The organism is Mycobacterium sp. GA-2829, from assembly GCF_001499965.1.
Taxonomy (GTDB): Bacteria; Actinomycetota; Actinomycetes; order Mycobacteriales; family Mycobacteriaceae; genus Mycobacterium.
Genome location: NZ_LQIT01000067.1, coordinates 169,162 through 185,990 on the forward strand (window position 1 = coordinate 169,162; position 16,829 = coordinate 185,990).

The 16,829-nt window shown below is 68.9% G+C and carries 16 protein-coding genes and 1 riboswitch; of the genes, 7 read left to right on the forward strand and 9 right to left on the reverse strand.

The window, feature by feature from the left end; all coding sequences use genetic code 11:
- Position 1: 1 nt before the first annotated feature.
- The 6 genes from AU194_RS28385 (at position 2) to AU194_RS28410 (ending at position 7,053) form a co-directional block, all read left to right on the forward strand.
- Positions 2-1,045: an AbrB family transcriptional regulator gene (locus AU194_RS28385; protein WP_059092581.1), complete on the forward strand. Its 1,044-nt coding sequence runs from the start codon at positions 2-4 to the stop codon at positions 1,043-1,045.
- A 475-nt stretch (positions 1,046-1,520) separates the two neighbouring features.
- Positions 1,521-2,579: a hypothetical protein gene (locus tag AU194_RS32040; protein ID WP_059092582.1), complete on the forward strand. Its 1,059-nt coding sequence runs from the start codon at positions 1,521-1,523 to the stop codon at positions 2,577-2,579.
- A 6-nt stretch (positions 2,580-2,585) separates the two neighbouring features.
- A complete protein-coding gene (locus AU194_RS32045; protein WP_059092583.1) occupies positions 2,586-3,113 on the forward strand; it encodes a hypothetical protein in 528 nt (175 codons plus the stop codon).
- On the forward strand, positions 3,110-4,069 hold the full coding sequence (locus tag AU194_RS28400) for an HTTM domain-containing protein (protein WP_059092584.1): 960 nt from the start codon (positions 3,110-3,112) through the stop codon (positions 4,067-4,069). Before AU194_RS32045 ends, AU194_RS28400 begins: the two co-directional genes overlap by 4 nt.
- A gap of 36 nt (positions 4,070-4,105) precedes the next feature.
- Entirely contained in the window at positions 4,106-5,617 is a 1,512-nt protein-coding gene (locus tag AU194_RS28405) for a M28 family metallopeptidase (protein WP_059092585.1), read from the forward strand.
- Positions 5,617-7,053 (forward strand): M28 family peptidase, encoded by a 1,437-nt coding sequence (locus tag AU194_RS28410; RefSeq protein WP_059092586.1) that lies wholly within the window; start codon positions 5,617-5,619, stop codon positions 7,051-7,053. Before AU194_RS28405 ends, AU194_RS28410 begins: the two co-directional genes overlap by 1 nt.
- On the opposite strand, the gene AU194_RS28415 is transcribed toward AU194_RS28410, so the two are convergent.
- The 3 genes from AU194_RS28415 to AU194_RS28425 are packed head-to-tail and all read right to left on the reverse strand — an operon-like array spanning position 7,013 to position 9,901.
- Positions 7,013-8,308 (reverse strand): uracil-xanthine permease family protein, encoded by a 1,296-nt coding sequence (locus AU194_RS28415; protein ID WP_059092587.1) that lies wholly within the window; start codon positions 8,306-8,308, stop codon positions 7,013-7,015. The two genes, AU194_RS28410 and AU194_RS28415, sit on opposite strands and share 41 nt — an antisense overlap.
- A 6-nt stretch (positions 8,309-8,314) precedes the next feature.
- The gene (locus AU194_RS28420) at positions 8,315-9,556 is read right to left on the reverse strand and encodes an APC family permease (protein WP_059092588.1); all 1,242 of its coding nucleotides are present in this window, start codon (positions 9,554-9,556) and stop codon (positions 8,315-8,317) included.
- A gap of 9 nt (positions 9,557-9,565) precedes the next feature.
- Positions 9,566-9,901 carry a hypothetical protein gene (locus AU194_RS28425; protein WP_059092619.1) on the reverse strand — a complete coding sequence of 112 codons (336 nt, stop codon included), beginning with the start codon at positions 9,899-9,901 and terminating at the stop codon, positions 9,566-9,568.
- A gap of 97 nt (positions 9,902-9,998) precedes the next feature.
- Here AU194_RS28425 and AU194_RS28430 point away from each other — a divergent pair, with 97 nt between their 5' ends.
- Positions 9,999-11,231: a TetR/AcrR family transcriptional regulator gene (locus AU194_RS28430; RefSeq protein ID WP_231743603.1), complete on the forward strand. Its 1,233-nt coding sequence runs from the start codon at positions 9,999-10,001 to the stop codon at positions 11,229-11,231.
- Here the strand turns inward: AU194_RS28430 and AU194_RS28435 are convergent.
- The 6 genes from AU194_RS28435 to thiC all read right to left on the reverse strand — a co-directional run bounded on the left by AU194_RS28435 (position 11,198) and on the right by thiC (position 16,663).
- Positions 11,198-11,464, reverse strand: coding sequence for a hypothetical protein (locus tag AU194_RS28435; protein ID WP_059092590.1), 267 nt, complete (start codon positions 11,462-11,464; stop codon positions 11,198-11,200). The genes AU194_RS28430 and AU194_RS28435 overlap by 34 nt on opposite strands.
- 11 nt (positions 11,465-11,475) lie before the next feature.
- Positions 11,476-12,966 (reverse strand): NAD(P)/FAD-dependent oxidoreductase, encoded by a 1,491-nt coding sequence (locus tag AU194_RS28440; RefSeq protein ID WP_059092591.1) that lies wholly within the window; start codon positions 12,964-12,966, stop codon positions 11,476-11,478.
- Between the two features lie 45 nt (positions 12,967-13,011).
- The gene (locus tag AU194_RS28445) at positions 13,012-13,599 is read right to left on the reverse strand and encodes a septum formation family protein (protein ID WP_059092592.1); all 588 of its coding nucleotides are present in this window, start codon (positions 13,597-13,599) and stop codon (positions 13,012-13,014) included.
- An 18-nt stretch (positions 13,600-13,617) separates the two neighbouring features.
- Positions 13,618-14,241 carry an alpha/beta family hydrolase gene (locus AU194_RS28450; RefSeq protein WP_157576570.1) on the reverse strand — a complete coding sequence of 208 codons (624 nt, stop codon included), beginning with the start codon at positions 14,239-14,241 and terminating at the stop codon, positions 13,618-13,620.
- Entirely contained in the window at positions 14,238-15,074 is an 837-nt protein-coding gene (thiD, locus tag AU194_RS28455) for a bifunctional hydroxymethylpyrimidine kinase/phosphomethylpyrimidine kinase (RefSeq protein WP_059092594.1), read from the reverse strand. The genes AU194_RS28450 and thiD overlap by 4 nt, the downstream gene beginning before the upstream one ends.
- Positions 15,071-16,663 (reverse strand): phosphomethylpyrimidine synthase ThiC, encoded by a 1,593-nt coding sequence (gene thiC, locus AU194_RS28460; protein ID WP_059092595.1) that lies wholly within the window; start codon positions 16,661-16,663, stop codon positions 15,071-15,073. The genes thiD and thiC overlap by 4 nt, the downstream gene beginning before the upstream one ends.
- Positions 16,654-16,762, reverse strand: a riboswitch (TPP riboswitch). Its footprint overlaps the gene before it by 10 nt.
- Between the last annotated feature and the right edge of the window lie 67 nt (positions 16,763-16,829).

The following is a 16,829-nucleotide window of genomic DNA, read 5'->3' on the forward strand; positions in this document are numbered from 1 at the left end:
GGTGGCTTCCGCGGTAGGCCGCTGGTTGCTCCTGGCCGCTGCGGTGGCCGCGGTCTCACTGGGTTTCGTCCTGATCGCCCTGCCCACGCCGCTGCTGTTCGGCGGTTTGGTCGGGGCGTTGGGGTACGCGCTGGCTCGGCCCGCGGCGCCGCTGGCGCTCCCGGGCTCCTGGTTCAAGGCTGGGCAGGCCGTGGTGGGCGCGATCGTGGGTTCCGCCGTCGACTGGGGCACTCTGGCCGGGCTGGGCGCCCGGTGGCTGATCGTCCTCGGAATCTCCTGTTTCGCACTGCTTGTCAGTGTGGTCGTCGGCAGCCTGCTCACTCGCCGAGGCGCCACCCCGGCGACGGCGGCGTTCTCGTCCATTGCCGGAGGAGCCATCGGTCTGACGGCCATGGCCGATGACCTCGGCGCGGATTCGCGGGTGATCGCGGCGCTGCAGTACCTGCGGCTGCTGATCGTGTTGCTGACGATGCCGGTGGTGGTGACGTCGGTGTTCGGCGCCTCGGATCAGGGGGGTGCGTTGTCGCTCGTCGGCGGGGACTGGCGGGTCGACGTGCCGTTCGTGGCGCTCGCGATCGGGGGCGGGGTCGTGCTGGGCAAGCTCCTGCGCCTGCCGTCGCCGGCGCTGTTGGGTCCGCTCCTGGTCGCCGCGCCGCTGACGCTGGTGCCGTACTTCGACGGGGCGCAGGTCCCGGCGGTCATCGCGGGCCTGGGCTATCTGGCGATCGGCGTGCAGGTCGGGTTGAAGTTCACCGTCGGCAGCCTCCGATCGATCGGTCGCATGGTGCCCACCGCCATGCTGACGATCGTGGTGACACTCGCGGCCTGCGCGGGGCTGGGCTGGATCCTGACGCTCACCACCGACGCGACGCCACTGGACGCGTACCTGGCCACCACGCCCGGCGGAATCTACGCGGTCATGGGCACCGCTGCATCGACCGGTTCGGACGTCACGTTCGTCGCGGCCGCGCAGATTCTGCGCATGCTGATCGTGCTGGCCCTCGCACCGTTCGTCGCCGCGTACTTCCGCGGCCGAACGGCATGACGACTGTGTAGCAAACTACTGGCCTGCGTATAACCAGGGTTACGACGAAAAGGCTCAAACGACTGCGAGTCGTCGCGATTGTGTGCTAATTCCATTGCTAGCACTGTCCTCTCGTGGCGCTATTCAGCTAAGCAGGGTGCTTAGTGGCTGTTGACGGTGTTCACGGCGGCGCTCCGGTTTCCGAAGGCGGTGGCCTGTGTTTTTGCCGCGTTTCTCTTTTGTCGGTGCTCGCCGCAGATAACACTTTGAAAAATCAAGGTAACAGCGGATCGAAGTGTATGCGCAGGCAATTTCGTAGCGAATATTGACAACGCTGAAAATGCGGCCCTAGATTGACCCACCATCAGGCGACAGCGCCGGCCGGCACCGCAAGAAGGGTTCGGATATGGGTAAGCACTCGCTGCAGCGGACGAAGGATCTTCCCTCGTCACCCGCCTCGGAATCACCTGGTGCGCCGTCCCCGCTCCGGCGGACGATGACCGCCCTGTGTGCCGGTGGGCTCGCGCTGTCGGTAACGGCGTATTACCAGGCGCCCCAGGTGCCGGCCATCGAACTGCTGTCCGTCGAGGACGCCGACGGGGCCGCCGCGGGTGACCCCGGTGACGGCGGTTCGGCAGGCTCGGGGGAGTCGGACGATTCGGACGGGTCGGCGAAAGGCGATGAACCCGAGACCAAAACACGGGTGGGGACCAAGGGGCTGCTGGATCTCGGCGGCGGTGGCGGACTGGACCTCGGCAACCTCGATCTCAGTGATCTGGTCGACGGCGTCCTCGACACCGTGGACGACACGGTCGACGGTGTCGCCGACACCCTGGACACGGCGGTCGACGGCCTCGACGAGACGCTCGATGTCACCGACGCGCTGGATCTGACCGACCTCACCGACGCCGTCGACACGGCGGTCGACGGTGTGGACGACACGGTGGATTCGGTTCTGGATGCGGCGGATTCGACCCTCGACATCAGCGATTCCGCCTCGGATGCCGATGGTGTGAGCGATGTGCTGGACAGTGCCGTGGACGGGGTGCTGGACACGGTCGATGGGGTGGCGGACAGTCTGGATCTGACCGATGTGGTGGATTCCACCGATGTGCTGGACGCCGTCGATGTGGCCGTCGATGGGGTGGCGGACACAGTCGATGCGACGGTGGATTCGGTCGATTCCGATGGTGTGAGCGATGTGCTGGACAGTGCCGTGGATGGGGTGCTGGACACGGTCGATGGGGTGGCCGACAGTCTGGATCTGACCGATGTGGTGGATTCCACGGACGTGGTCGATGCCGTCGATGTCGCCGTCGACGGCGTGCTCGACAACCTCGACCTCACCGACGGTTCCGATGCCACCGATGGCGTCGACGCCACGGATTCGATCGACAAGCCCAAGCCCAAGCCGAACCCCATCGCCCGCTTCTTCACCTTCCTGTCGGACCTCTTCTGGCGGACCGTGCACTTCTTCGCCGATCTCATCTCCGACTTCGTCGACCTGCTGTTCGGCGGAGGACCCAAGGGCCGCGACGGTTGGTGGGAGCTGTAACCCGCCATGCGTGAGCGGGCCGCCGACGTGGCGATCAGCACCCTGGTCACGCTCCTCGTCTCCATTGCCGTCGTCGGATCCCTGCCCGACTCGGCCATCAAGGACACCGCCGCGCCGCTGCTCGAACCCTTCACGCGCGCAACGGGGCTCGATCAAAGCTGGGGGGTGTTCTCGCCGAATCCGCCGCGCAAGCTCACCGAAGTCGAGGTGCATGTGATCATGAGCGACGGCGAGGACCGCGTCTGGCGCCTCGACGCCGACCGTTCGCTGCCGGGCTACCGCTGGCGCAAGCTCAAGGAAGAGGTCATCAGGCACAAGGCGCTGCGGCCCGGACTCGCCCGGTATGTCGTCCGCGAGGTGACCGCACCCGGCGAACGCGCGGTCCGCGTCCTCATGGTGGTGCAGTCCCAGACGCTGCCCCTGCCCGGTGAGGGTGAGCCGAAGACGGTCCGCAAGCTGCTGTTCGACCAGAAGGTCAGATCCGCCACCCCCGCCGCACCGGCGGGCTCACCCCAACCTGTGGCGACGCGGTGACCGGCGACGCGGTACGGCTCTGGCGCCGGTTCTGGTTCAGCGAGGACTCGGCGTATCCACTGGGCTTCATCCGGATCGCCTTCGGGCTGTTGATGATCGTGTGGACGCTGTCGCTCTACCCCGGACTGTACGACCGCTTCGGACCCGCCGGCGTGGTCCCGAAGGCACCCGACGCGGACTTCACCTGGAGCGTCTTCCGGCTCTTCCCCTCCGACTCCGCCGTCCTTGTGGGGTGGGTGGTGCTGCTGGTGGCTTCGATCGCGCTGACCCTCGGCTGGCGGAGCCGGCTGGCGGCGGTGCTGGTCTTCGTCATGATCGTGTCGTTCGAACGGCGGAATCCGTTCGTGATGAACGCCGGCGACGTGCTGCTGCGCGTCGAGGCGCTGTTCATCGCTCTGTCCGCCTCGGGTGCGGCGCTGTCGCTCGATCAGCGCAGGCGCACCGGCTCCTTCTGGTCGGCCGAACGCCGGCGGGTCTGGCCGATCCGGCTCATGCAGATCCAGGTGTCCGTCATCTACCTGTCGACCGTCGTCGCGAAACTGCACGGGGAGACCTGGCAAGCCGGAACCGCCGTGGCGTACTCGCTGCGGCAGAACGACTTACTGTTCTTCAGCATCCCGCGCTGGCTCACCGACAGCCTGCTCATCTCCAACGTGATGAGTTGGTCGACGCTGCTCATCGAACTGGCCATCGGACTGCTCGTGTGGAATCGCCGCGCCCGTCCGTGGGTACTGGCGGCCGGCGTGGTCCTGCACCTGTGCATCTTCGTCAGCATGTCGATCGGTCTGTTCAGCCTCGCCATGTTCGTGCTGTATTTGGCGTTCCTGCCCAGCGACCGCGCCGAGACGATCGCGCACCGGATCGCCGCGCTGACGACGCGACGCGGGCACTCGGGCCGGCACGCGAAGCGCCGAGCCGACGATCTGACCCGCAGCCTGTCGCCGAGCGGAAGCTGAGCCTCGTACACAGTTACACCGGCTAACGTGGGTGCAATGGTGCGCGAGATGCTCGTGGTGTTGTCGGCGGCTGCCCTCACGGCGGGCCTGGCCGGCTGCGGCGACGGCGGCGAGCGGGAGGGGACCCCGACCACCGCCCCGTCGACGCAGGAGACCTCACCGGCCGCGGTCGACTACGGCAACGCGCTGCGCAAGAAGGTCACCGTCGACGCGATGATGGGCCACCTCGAGGATCTGCAGAAGATCGCCGACGCCCACGACGGCAACCGTGCCCTCGGCACACCGGGATACGACGCCAGCGTCGACTACGTGGTGAAGACGCTGCGGGACAAGGGGTTCGACGTCGAAACCCCCGAGTTCGAGGTGCGCCTACCGTTCGCGGAGAAACCCCAGCTGTCCGTCGACGGGCGGGCTGTGGAGGCGAAACCGCTGGAGTACACGATCGGCACCGCCCCGCAGGGCGTCACCGGCCCGCTGGTCGCCGCCCGTGTCGAGGACTCACCCGGCTGCACCGCCTCGGACTACGACGGTCTTCCCGTCCAGGGTGCGGTGGTGCTGGTCGACCGCGGCGAATGCCCGTTCGGCGTCAAGGAGGCCGTCGCCGCCGAACGCGGCGCGGTCGCGCTCGTCGTCGCCAACAACGTCGACGGCGAAGTGGTCAACGGCACCCTGGGTGAAGACGCCGACGCCAAGATTCCCGCCGTCAGCGTCACCAAGGCCATCGGTGGGGAACTTCGCGCCGCACCGGGGCCGACCACCCTGAAGCTCGACGCCGGGGTGCGCACCGAACGCACGAGAAACGTCATCGCCCAGACCAAGACCGGATCCACCTCCGACGTGGTGATGGTCGGCGCGCATCTCGACAGCGTGCCCGAGGGGCCGGGCATCAACGACAACGGATCCGGCGTCGCGGCGATTCTCGAGACGGCGCTGCAACTCGGCCCGGAACCCGACATCCGCAACGCCGTGCGGTTCGGCTTCTGGGGCGCCGAGGAGGAGGGGTTGCTCGGCTCGCTGGACTACACCGAATCCCTCGACGAGGACCAACTCAAGGACATCGCGCTCTACCTCAACTTCGACATGCTGGGCTCCCCGAACCCCGGCTACTTCACCTACGACGGCGACCAGTCCGCACCGCCCAACCCCGAGGCGGGCACCCCCCGCGTGCCGGAGGGGTCGGCGGGTATCGAACGCACCCTCGCCCAGTACCTCGACGAGGCGGGAAAACCCGCCGAGGACACCAGCTTCGACGGCCGCTCCGACTACGACGGGTTCACCCTCGCGGGCATCCCCGCCGGCGGCCTGTTCTCGGGTGCGGAGGAGAAGAAGACCCAGGAACAGGCCGAGGAGTGGGGCGGCGCGGCCGACGAACCGTTCGACCCGAATTACCACAAGAAGGACGACAACCTGTCCAACATCGACCGCACCGCGATGGAGATCAACGGCGGCGGCGTCGCGTACTCCGTGGGCCTGTACGCCCAGGATCAACGGGGCCGCAACGGGATCCCGATCCGCGACGATCGCACCCGCCACCCCGCCGGCGACTGATGCGGATCCGCTGGGGAGCCACCGCGCTGGTGGCGGTGCTACTGACCGCCTGTTCCACACCCTCGCCCGCGCCCGTCGATCTGGCCGAGGATCTGGCGGGCAGGATCGGCATCGACGCGCTCTACGCACACCTCGAGGCGCTGCAGGACATCGCCGACCGCACCGACGGCAACCGCGCCCAGGACACCCCCGGATTCGATGAGAGCGTCGACTACGTTGCGAACGCGCTGCGCGACAACGGCTTCGAGGTGCAGACCCCGGAATTCGAACGCTACGGCGGAACGCGCGGCGGGGCGACCCGGCTGACCGTCAACGGTCGCGGCCATCCGGTGGAGAAGGCCTCGCTGCTGGTGGACACCGGCCCCAAAGGCATTGACGCCGTCACGCTGCGCCCCACCACACCGGCGGGCTGCACCGCACGCGACTACGGGAACGTCGACGTCCGCGGTGCGATCGCCGTGGTCGACGACAAGGGTTGTTCGGTGGTGGCCAAACAGAACACCGCGAAGGCCAAAGGTGCGGTCGGGCTCCTGGTCGTCAGCGGCAGCGCCGGTCAGGGCAGTCCGCCCTCGCTCTTCAGCTCCGGGTACTACCGTGAGCTGACCATGCCCGTCGGGATCATCTCTCCGGAGGTCAGTGCCGCGCTGCGCCGCACCACAGCGCCGGTGACGTTACGCCTCGACGGTCAACCGGTGATGGTGAAATCCCGTAACGTGCTGGCGCAGACCAGAACCGGCGACACCCGCAACGTCGTGATGGCCGGCGCGCACCTCGACAGCGTCGGTGGCGGCCCCGGGATCAACGACAACGGCACCGGCGTCGCCGCGGTTCTCGAAACCGCATTGCAGCTGGGGCATTCCCCGCAGGTCGCCAACGCCGTGCGGTTCGCGTTCTGGGGTTCGGAGGAGATCGGGCTGGAAGGCTCGCGGGCCTACCTGCGGGACCTCGGCCCCGGCCAGCTCGACGATATCGCGCTCTACCTCAACTTCGACATGCTCGGCTCGCCCAACGCCGGGTACTTCACCTACGACGGGGACCAATCCGCGGCCACCACACCGACACCGGTGCCCGAGGGGTCGGCGGGCGTCGAGCGGGTGCTGTCCGGCTACCTCAACGAGACCGGTGTGCGGCCGGCCGACATGCCGCTGGGCGATCACACCGACTACTACCCGTTCCTGGCCGCCGGGGTGCCGATCGGCGGTGCGACCACCGGTGCGGCGCAACTCAAGACGGAGGTGCAGGCGCGGTTGTGGGGCGGCCGGGCGGGTACCGCGTTCGACCCGAACTACCACACCCGGCGCGACACCATCGACAACGTCGACCGCAAGGCCCTCGAACTCATGGCACCCGCCGTCGGATTCGCGGTCGGCACCTACGCCCAGTCGACCGACGGCGTCAACGGTGTGCCGCCCCGGGATGCCCGTCACCGCCGGTAGTCACCTTCTTGTCGGTGCGCCACCCCAGCAGCCGCATCCCGTGGTACACCAGCAGCGCCGCGATCGACCCGAGCGCGATCCCGGTGAACGTGAGTTCACCCGCCTGCCAGGTGAAGTCGGCGATCCCGATGATCAGCGGCATCGCCGCGGTCATCTGGTTGATGGGCAGCGAGAAGTCGATGTGGTTGGTCAGCCAGATCCGCACGCCGAGGATGCCGACCAGACCGTAGAGCACCACCGTCGCCCCGCCGAGCACACCGGCCGGGGTGGCCGAGATCGCCGCGCCGATCTTGGGACACAGCGACAGCGCGATGGCCACCAGCGCGGCCACCCAGTACGCCGCCGTCGAGTACACCCGGGTGGCGGCCATGACGCCGATGTTCTCCGCGTACGTGGTGGTCGCCGAACCGCCGCCGAAACCGGCGAGCGTGGTCGCGACACCGTCGGCGGCCAGCGCCCGCCCGATCAGCGGGTCCATGTCCGTCTTCGTCATCTGCCCGACCGATTTCACGTGCCCGATGTTCTCGGCGATCAGCGCGACCACCGCGGGCAGGAACATCGGCAGCACCGACAGCGAGAACGAGGGCGCCTGGAAGTCGGGCAGGCCCAGCCAGGGCGCCGCCGCGATCGCCGCGGTGTCCACATCGCCCATCGCGAGCGCGAGCAGATAGCCGATCACCACCGCCAGGAAGATCGCCAACCGGCCGATCATGCCGCGGAAGACTGCCAGCGTCGCGACCAGCAGCACCAGCGTGACGGTGGCGACCACCGGACCCGCCTCGTAGTTCGTCTTCGCGGCCGGGGCCAGGTTGAATCCGATCAGCGCGACGATCGCGCCGGTCACCACCGGCGGCAGCGCGGCGTCGAGCCACCGGGTACCCACGAGGTGGACGACCCCGCCGATGACGATCAGCACCAACCCCAGCGCGACGATCCCGCCGAGTGCGCTTCCGGTGCCCTGCGCCGCGACCGCCGCGGTCACGGGCGCGATCACCGAGAAGCTCGAGCCGAGGTAGCTGGGCAGCCGGTTGCCGGTGATGAGCAGGAACGCGATGGTGCCCACCCCGGAGAACAGCAGGGTGGTGGCGGGCGGGAAACCGGTCAGCACCGGCACCAGGAACGTGGCCCCGAACATCGCCACCACGTGCTGGGCGCCGAGCCCGATGGTGCGCGGCCAGCTCAGCCGTTCGTGCGGGGCGACGACGAGGTCGGCGTCGGTGCGGGTCTCGACGGGTTTCCAGCTCAGCGCGGCCACGGTTGACTATCTTGCCCGGTGGCCGGGCGCCCGCGCGCGGCGTACCGCATAGGCCGCCGCGCCCACCGCCAGCACCGCAACCCCGGACACCACCGACGTCCACGGCAGCGCGCACGCCAGCACCAGGCAGCCGACGAGGCCCACGGCGGGCACCACCCGGTGGCCGAGCGTCCACGCCGAGGCGTTGGCGACGGCGTAGTAGACCAGCACGGCGAACGACGAGAACCCGATCGCCGCCCGCAGATCCAGCGTCGCGGCCAACACGGCGACGACCGCGCCGACCGCGAGCTCGGCGCGGTGCGGGGTGCCGAATCGGGTGTGCACCGCGGCCAGCCCGGGCGGCAGGTGCCGGTCGCGCGCCATCGCCAGTGTGGTGCGCGAGACCCCGAGGATCAGCGCGAGCAGCGAGCCCAGCGCGGCCACCGCGGCCCCGACGCTGACCAGCGGCACCCACCCTCCGAACCCGGCGGCCCGCACCGCATCGGCCAGCGGCGCCGACGAGGCCGCCAGCGCTGCGCCGCCCAGCTGCGCGAGCACCGCGACCGCCACGACCGCGTACACGATCAGCGTGATCCCGAGCGCCAGCGGGATGGCGCGGGCGATGGTCCGAGCGGGATCGCGCACCTCCTCGCCGAGCGTGGCGATGCGGGCATAACCGGCGAACGCGAAGAACAGCAGCCCGGCCGCCTGCAGCACGCCGCCCGCGGTGACACCGGCCCCGACGGCCAGCCGTCCGGGATCCCCCGATCCGGCCACCAGCACGACGACCGCGGCGAGCACGCCCAGCACGACCGCCACGATCACGCGGGTCAGCAACGCCGACTTGCGGATGCCGACGTAGTTGACCGCCGTGAGCACCACCACCGCGGCGACCGCGACCGCCCGCGCACCGCCCGGCCACACGTAGACGCCGACGGTCAGCGCCATCGCCGCGCACGATGCGGTCTTCCCCGCGACGAAACCCCAGCCCGCCAGGTAGCCCCAGAACTCGCCGAGCCGCTCCCGGCCGTAGACGTAGGTGCCGCCGGACTGCGGATAGCGCGCGGCGAGGCGCGCCGAGGAGGTGGCGTTGCAGTACGCGACGACCGCGGCGACGGCCAACCCGATGAGCAGACCGCTGCCCGTCGCGGCGGCCGCGGGGGCCAGTGCGGTGAAGATGCCGGCGCCGATCATCGCGCCGAGCCCGATGACGACAGCGTCGGCCGGTCCGAGACGCCGCGGCAGCGCCGGACCGCCGGAGGGGTTCACACCGTGATGTTAAGAAGTCTCGCGGTCGCCGGCCAACGCATCGTCCCGGTGCGACACCGTCGCGGTCAGCAGCACCGCGACCAGCGCGACGACCCCGGCGACGAGCAGGGGGATGGTCCACAGTCGACGGGTCAACAGCGCGGTCTGGCAGGAGTCGACGAAGGCGCTGTCGTCGGCGCCCGCGTTCTCCGCCTGTGTGAGGTTGGCGATGAATCCGTTGCCGCAGTTGATCTGCCAACCCCACTGGTCGTAGCTGTCGATGAAGACCGGCCAGCGCAGCGCGAACAGCCCGATCGCGATCAGGATGGCGCCGCCGATGGCGATGTACCAGCCTCGTGCGTGCATGTGACCCCCCGTCGACGTCTGCACTATGTTAACGCCCATTCTCAGTCCGCGTCGACATCGGACATATGCGCGGACGGGCAGCGATAGTGTGTTCGGCATGGCGCCCACCCCCGGCCACGGTGACGGTGTCCGGCGTCGTCCCAAGGACCGCAAGGTCCAGATCGCCAGAGCGTCGGCCGAGGCGTTCAGCCTGCTCGGCTACCACGGGGTCAGCATGGACGCGATCGCCTCGCGGGTCGGCATCTCCGCGGCCGCGCTGTACCGGCACTACACCGGCAAGTACGAACTGTTCCGCGATGCGGTGCTGGCCCTCGGACAGCACCTGGTCGACGCCACCGCCTTCGCCGACGACGCCCCTGCCGACGACCCGCGGGAGCTGCTGGGGCGCCTGGCCACCGCGCTCTGCGACACCGCGCTGGCCAACCGGGAGTCCGGCGGGCTGTACCGCTGGGAGGCGCGATATCTGCGCGGCGACGACCAGGCGACCCTCGATTCGCAGGTGCGCACCGTGCACCGGCGGGTGCAGAAACCGCTGCGCGTGCTGCGCCCGGAGCTGGATTCGCGGCAGCGGTGGACGCTGTCGACGGCGATGATCAGCGTGCTCGGCAGCGTGGTGGACCACCGCGCCAAGTTGCCCGCCGGTCAGATCCGTCCGCTGCTCGCCGAACTCGTCCTGGCGCTGGTGCCCGCGGAATTCCCGACGCTGCCCGACCTCCCGGAGGCACCAGGCGCCACCGCGCCGGCGCACCGCTCGAAATACGAAGCGTTGCTGACCGAATCGCTGCGGCTGTTCAACGAGAAGGGCTACCGCGACACGTCGATGGAGGACATCGCCGCCGCGGTCGGCATGCCCGCCTCCGGCATCTACAAGTACTTCTCCGGCAAGAGCGACATTCTCGCAAGCGCGTTCCGCCGGTCGGCCGACCGCTGGTCGGCGGAGATGTCGGCGATCCTCGACAGCACCGCGGACCGCGAGGAGGCGTTGGCCAAGCTGATCGACGGGCACGTCGCGCGCTGTTTCGCCGAGCCCGAACTCGACTACGTCTACTACACCGAGCGGCTCAACATGTCATCGGCCGATCAGCAGATCCTGCGTAACCTGCAGCGGTCGACGGTTGAGGGCTGGGCCGACCTGGTGGTGGCGCTGCGCCCGGAATGGAGTGTGGGACAGGCACGTTTCGCCGTCTACGCCGCCCAGGCCGTCACCACCGACCTGGGTCGGTTGGTGCACTACCGCAACTCGCCCTACGCGAGGGCGCTCGTCGCGGGGATGATGGATCTGACGCTGCTCGGCCGCTACCGCGCGCGAACGGTGTTGCCCGCCAAGTAGGCCCCGTAGCCGAGCAGACCGGCGAGCCCGAGCTTGCGGGTCTTGCGGCCGGCGAGCGCGAGCCCGATCACCGTCTCCAGCCCGCCGTTGGTGTAGATGTGGCGGCGGGTGTTCTGCGGGAACGCGGGCACGGTGATCGGTTCGAAGAGCTGGGGCCGGGCGAAGTGCGCCAGTCCGGTGGCCGCGATGGCCAGACCGGTCAGCTTGGCGGCGCGCTTGTTCTGTTGCGGCACAACGGGTCCTCTCACGCTATCTGGTAATCACTGAGCGGGAACTCGGACGCCTCTTTGATGGCGTCGCGGGTGGACATCGGGCGCAGCAGCGAGGGTTCGCCGCTGGGATTGAAATAGTACGACCGCGACGAGGCGCAGTTGCCGAGCGTCCACAGCGAGCTGCCGAGCAGTCTGGTCATCCGCTCGAGGTAGGCGGCATTGGCCTCCTCGGTCACCTCGAACGTGGTGGCGCCGCGGCGGTGCACCTCGCCGAACAGCCGGTCCATCAGCCGCATCTGGTATTCCATGGTGTTGAAGAAGTTCAACCCGAGGAACGCGTACGGGCTGGCCAGGCTCAGGTAGTTCGGGAAGTAGGGCATCGACACACCCTGGTAGGCCTGGAAACGCGTGTCGCGCCACCACTTTCCGAGGTTGCGGCCGCCCCGGCCGATGATCTCGATGGCCGGGAAGTTCGCCTCCCACAGGTCGAATCCGGTCGCGAGCACCAGGGTGTCGCTGACGGTCTTGGTGCCGTCGCCGTTGACCACACCGTCGGCCTCGACCCGGGCGATCCCGTCGGTCTGCAGGTGCACGTGCGGTTTGGTGAACGTGCGGAAGTAGCTGTTGGAGAACGTCGGTCGCTTGCAGCCGATGTCGTAGTCCGGGGTGAGCCTGCGCCGCAGTTCCTTGTCGCGGATCGAGATGAACTGGTGGATCTTGCAGAAGTCCATCGCCGACATGTTGAGGCGACGGAACAGCGGCACCTTGTAGTGCACGACCCCGATGTTGATCATCGCCTCGTAGATCGTGTCGGTGATCAGGCGGAGGACGCGCTGCAGCAACGGGATCCGGGCGAAGAGGCGTTTCGTCCGCTCCGAGAACCGGATGTCGATCTTGGGTGACACCCAGATCGGGGTGCGCTGGTAGACGGTCAGATCGCGCGCGGTCTTGGCCAGTTCGGGGATCAACTGCACGGCGGTGGCGCCGGTGCCGATGATCGCGATCCGGTGGCCGGACGGGTCGAACGAGTCGTCCCAGTCGGTGGTGTGGATGACCTTGCCCGCGAATTCGGTGATACCCGGGATGTCGGGCATGCGCGGTTGCGACAGGAATCCGGTGGCGGTGATCAGGTAGCGCGCGGTCAGCGTCTCGCCGTCGGCGAGCGTCACCCGCCACACCTTCGCGTCCTCGTCCCAGCGGGCGCCCTCGACGGCGGTGTTGAACCGGATGTGGCGTCGCACGTCGTACTTGTCGGCGACGTCGTCGGCGTACTGCTTGATCTCCGTCCCGGTGGAGAACAGCCGCGACCACTTGGGGTTCGGCTCGAAGAAGTAGCTGTAGGTGGTGGTGGGGACGTCGACGGCCAGGCCGGGGTAGTGGTTGACGTACCACGTGCCGCCCAGATCGTCCTCGCGCTCGAGGATGACGAAGTTCGCGTAGCCCAGTCGCTTGAGCTGGATCGCGGCACCGATTCCGGCGAATCCGGCGCCCACGATGACCGCGTCGTACTGCTCCGAAGTCATGAGTAGACGGTACCCCAGGTACCGGGGGTCTCGACCTCGGCGAGGTCAGCTCTTGAGTGAACCTGTCCGGGGTGGGTCGAGTGTTGCGACGCAGGTCACGGCGCGGTCGCCGTCGGACCAGGTCTCCTCGGTCGGGAACAGGACGTAGAGCTGGACGGTGTCGTCGGTCATCGCGTCGGGGGCGTAGCTCGCCAGCTCCGGGGTGCACCGGTTGGCGAATTCGGTGACCGCTTTCTGGCCTGGGAAGTCGCCGTCGGGCATCGTCAGCACCGCGAACACCTCACCGCGGTGGGGCTCGTCGCAGCCGACGGTCTTGACCGTCCGCACCCGGTTGCCGTCGGGGATCTCCGACAGGCAGTCGCCGAGCTTCACCGCGGTCGCGCTCACCCCGTCACCCCGCACCACCAGCGCCACGAACAACACCACCGCGATGATCGCGATCACGACGGTGAGCGCCACGATGCCCAGGATCAGCCACAGCCTGCTCTTCTTCGGCGGGGGCGGCGGCGCCTGCGGCATCTCCGCGTACGGCTGCGGCGGGGGCGGCGGGTAGTACGGCTGACCGTAGGGCTGCTGACCGTAGGCGGGATCTCCGTACGGGGGTTGGCCGTACGGGCCCGGCGGCGTGGTCATGGCACGACCATAGCCCGGTCAGGGCAGCAGGCGCAGCGCCGCGTCGACCGCGAGCGCCGGGACGTCGAGCGTCTTGGACGCCAGATCGTGGCGCGCGCCGGTGATCTCGACGAGTTCCGTCGGACCGCTGACCAGTGCCGCCGCCGCGGCGAGTTCGTCGATACCGCCGAATGGGTCGGCGGTGCCGTGGGTGAACACCGTCGGCACGCCGATCCGCGGTAGGTGTTCGGTGCGTGCGCGTTCGGGCTTGCCGGGTGGGTGCAGCGGATAGGAGAACAACGTCAGCGCGTCCACGGCGAGCCCGTCGGCGACGGCCATCGAGGTCATGCGACCGCCGTAGGAGTGTCCGCCTGCCAGCACCGGCCCGTCGGCCAGACCGCGCGCCGTCGCGACCGCCTCGGCCACCCCGGCCTGGTCGGTGGCCGCTGAACCCGACGGTGGCCCCTTGGGCCTGCGACGCCGGTAGGGCAGGTTGTAGCGGATCGCCAGCCAGCCGCGGGCGGCCCACTCGTCGCAGATCCGGACCAGCAGCGGGGACTCCCGGTTGCCGCCGGCCCCGTGGGTCAGCACGACCGCGCCCGCCGGGGAGCCCTGCGGATGATGGAGCACCCCGGCGATGTCCGCCAGCTCCTGACGGCTCACGTCCCGAGACGCCACAGCACCGACACCGGACCGTGCCCACCGCCGAGCGGATACGCCCAGCGCAGCGATTCGGTCACCCACGCCTTGCCGAACGCCACCGCCTCGGGCACCGAGTAGCCGTGCCCGAGTGCACACGCCGTTGCCGCGCCCAAAGTGTCCCCGGCGCCGTGGTCGTGCGGGGTGTCCACCCGAGGGGCGTCGAACTCGTGGAAGTTCTCGCCGTCGAACAGCAGGTCCGGGCTCTGCGCCGACGATCGCAGATGGCCGCCTTTGACCAGCGCCCACTGCGGGCCGAGCGCGTGCAACGCCTTGGCCGCATCGCGCTGGGTCTGTGCGTCGACGACGTCGATACCGACGAGCAGGCGGACCTCGTCGAGATTGGGCGTCACCAGCGTCGCGAGCGGGAACAACTCTTTGCGCAGCGTGTCCAGTGCGCTCGGGTGCAGCAGCGGGTCACCGTGCATGGAGGCGCACACCGGGTCGACCACCAGGGGTGTGGCGCCGGCGAGCCCGAGATCGCGCCAGGTGCCCGCGATGGTGTCGATGATCGCCGACGACGCCAGCATGCCGGTCTTGGCCGCCTGGATTCCGATGTCGGTGACGACGGCGTCGATCTGGCCGGCCACGACGTCGACGGGAATCTCATGGAAAGCGCGCACGCCCAACGAGTTCTGCACCGTCACCGCGGTGACGGTCACCGCGCTGTGCACACCGAGCAGTGCGAAGGTGCGCATATCGGCCTGGATGCCCGCGCCACCGCCGGAATCGGAACCGGCGATGGTCATCACGCGGACCGGCGTCTGGCCGGGCGGACTGAGCGGCAGGAAGTTCACGAGCTCAAGGGTAGATACACGCGGTTGCCGTGCTCGGCGAACTCCCGGGACTTGTCCGCCATCGCGTCGCGGATGTCCTGGGTGATGCGCATCGAACAGAACTTCGGCCCGCACATCGAGCAGAAGTGCGCGGTCTTCGCCGGCTCGGCGGGCAGCGTCTTGTCGTGGAACTCCCGCGCGGTGTCGGGGTCGAGTGACAGCGCGAACTGGTCGTGCCAGCGAAACTCGAAGCGCGCCTTCGATAGTGCATCGTCGCGCTGCTGGGCCAGCGGATGGCCCTTGGCCAGATTGGCGGCGTGCGCGGCGATCTTGTAGGCGATCACCCCGTCCTTGACATCCTTGCGGTCGGGCAGCCCGAGGTGCTCCTTGGGGGTCACGTAGCAGAGCATCGCCGTACCGGCCTGCGCGATGATCGACGCGCCGATCGCCGAGGTGATGTGGTCGTAGGCCGGCGCGATGTCGGTGGTCAGCGGGCCGAGGGTGTAGAACGGCGCCTCCTGGCACAGCTCCTCTTCGAGTCGCACGTTCTCCACGATCTTGTGCATCGGCACGTGCCCTGGGCCTTCGATCATCACCTGCACGCCATGGGCTTTGGCGATCGTGGTCAGCTCGCCGAGGGTGCGCAGCTCGGCGAACTGCGCCTCGTCGTTGGCGTCGGCGATCGAGCCCGGTCGCAACCCGTCGCCGAGGGAGAACGTGACGTCGTAGCGGGCCAGGATCTCGCACAGCTCGACGAAGTGGGTGTAGAGGAACGACTCGCTGTGATGAGCCAGCATCCAGGCCGCCATGATCGACCCGCCGCGGCTGACGATGCCGGTGACGCGCTGCACGGTGAGCGGGATGTAGCGCAGCAGCACCCCGGCGTGCACAGTCATGTAATCCACGCCCTGCTCGCACTGTTCGATCACCGTGTCGCGGTAGACCTCCCAGGTCAACGAGGCCGGGTCACCGTTGACCTTCTCGAGCGCCTGGTAGATCGGCACGGTGCCCACCGGGACCGGCGAATTGCGCAGCAGCCACTCCCGGGTGAGGTGGATGTCCTTGCCGGTAGACAGGTCCATGATCGTGTCTGCGCCCCACCGGGTGGCCCACACCATCTTGTCGACCTCCTCGGCGATCGACGACCGCACCGCCGAATTGCCGATGTTGGCATTGACTTTCACCCCGAACGCCTTGCCGATGATCATCGGCTCGCTCTCGGGATGGTTGTGGTTGGCCGGGATCACCGCCCGGCCGCGTGCCACCTCGTCGCGGACCAGCTCGGCTGGCACGCCCTCGCGCGCGGCGATGAAGGCCATCTCGGCGGTGATCTCTCCCGCGCGGGCGCGCTGCAGCTGCGTGCCGCGATCGCGGACGACTCCCGGCCGCGCGGGTAGACCCGCGCGCAGGTCGATCGCCGCGTCGGCGTCGGTGTACGGCCCCGACGTGTCGTAAAGGTCGAGATGTTCACCGTTGGTCAGGTGCACGCGACGGAACGGGACGCGCATGCCGTCCACGTCGCGATAGACCTTGGTGCTTCCGGTGATCGGCCCAGTGGTGACGGTGGCGTCCACACCGGCGGCGTCGGACAACGACAGAACTTCACTCATCAGATCTCCCTACGCCGGCATTACCCGGTCAGGTTCGTACGGTCGACAGCCCCAGCTGTCCTCTCAGCACGCTCGGTGCGCGCTCCCGCGTATCGGTCGCTGGGTGTATCCCAGCGCTGATCAACCTAGCGCAGCCGGCTGGCCCCGGCCAGACGTCGCGCCTGCG

Excerpts from the sequence above, each read along its gene's own strand:
- AU194_RS32040 (WP_059092582.1), top strand. The coding sequence starts at position 1,521 with ATGACCGCCCTGTGTGCCGGTGGGCTCGCGCTGTCGGTAACGGCGTAT.
- AU194_RS32045 (WP_059092583.1), top strand. The coding sequence starts at position 2,586 with ATGCGTGAGCGGGCCGCCGACGTGGCGATCAGCACCCTGGTCACGCTC.
- AU194_RS28430 (WP_231743603.1), top strand. The coding sequence starts at position 9,999 with ATGGCGCCCACCCCCGGCCACGGTGACGGTGTCCGGCGTCGTCCCAAG.
- AU194_RS28405 (WP_059092585.1), top strand. The coding sequence starts at position 4,106 with ATGGTGCGCGAGATGCTCGTGGTGTTGTCGGCGGCTGCCCTCACGGCG.
- AU194_RS28425 (WP_059092619.1), bottom strand. The coding sequence starts at position 9,901 with ATGCACGCACGAGGCTGGTACATCGCCATCGGCGGCGCCATCCTGATC.
- AU194_RS28445 (WP_059092592.1), bottom strand. The coding sequence starts at position 13,599 with ATGACCACGCCGCCGGGCCCGTACGGCCAACCCCCGTACGGAGATCCC.
- AU194_RS28410 (WP_059092586.1), top strand. The coding sequence starts at position 5,617 with ATGCGGATCCGCTGGGGAGCCACCGCGCTGGTGGCGGTGCTACTGACC.
- AU194_RS28440 (WP_059092591.1), bottom strand. The coding sequence starts at position 12,966 with ATGACTTCGGAGCAGTACGACGCGGTCATCGTGGGCGCCGGATTCGCC.
- thiC (WP_059092595.1), bottom strand. The coding sequence starts at position 16,663 with ATGAGTGAAGTTCTGTCGTTGTCCGACGCCGCCGGTGTGGACGCCACC.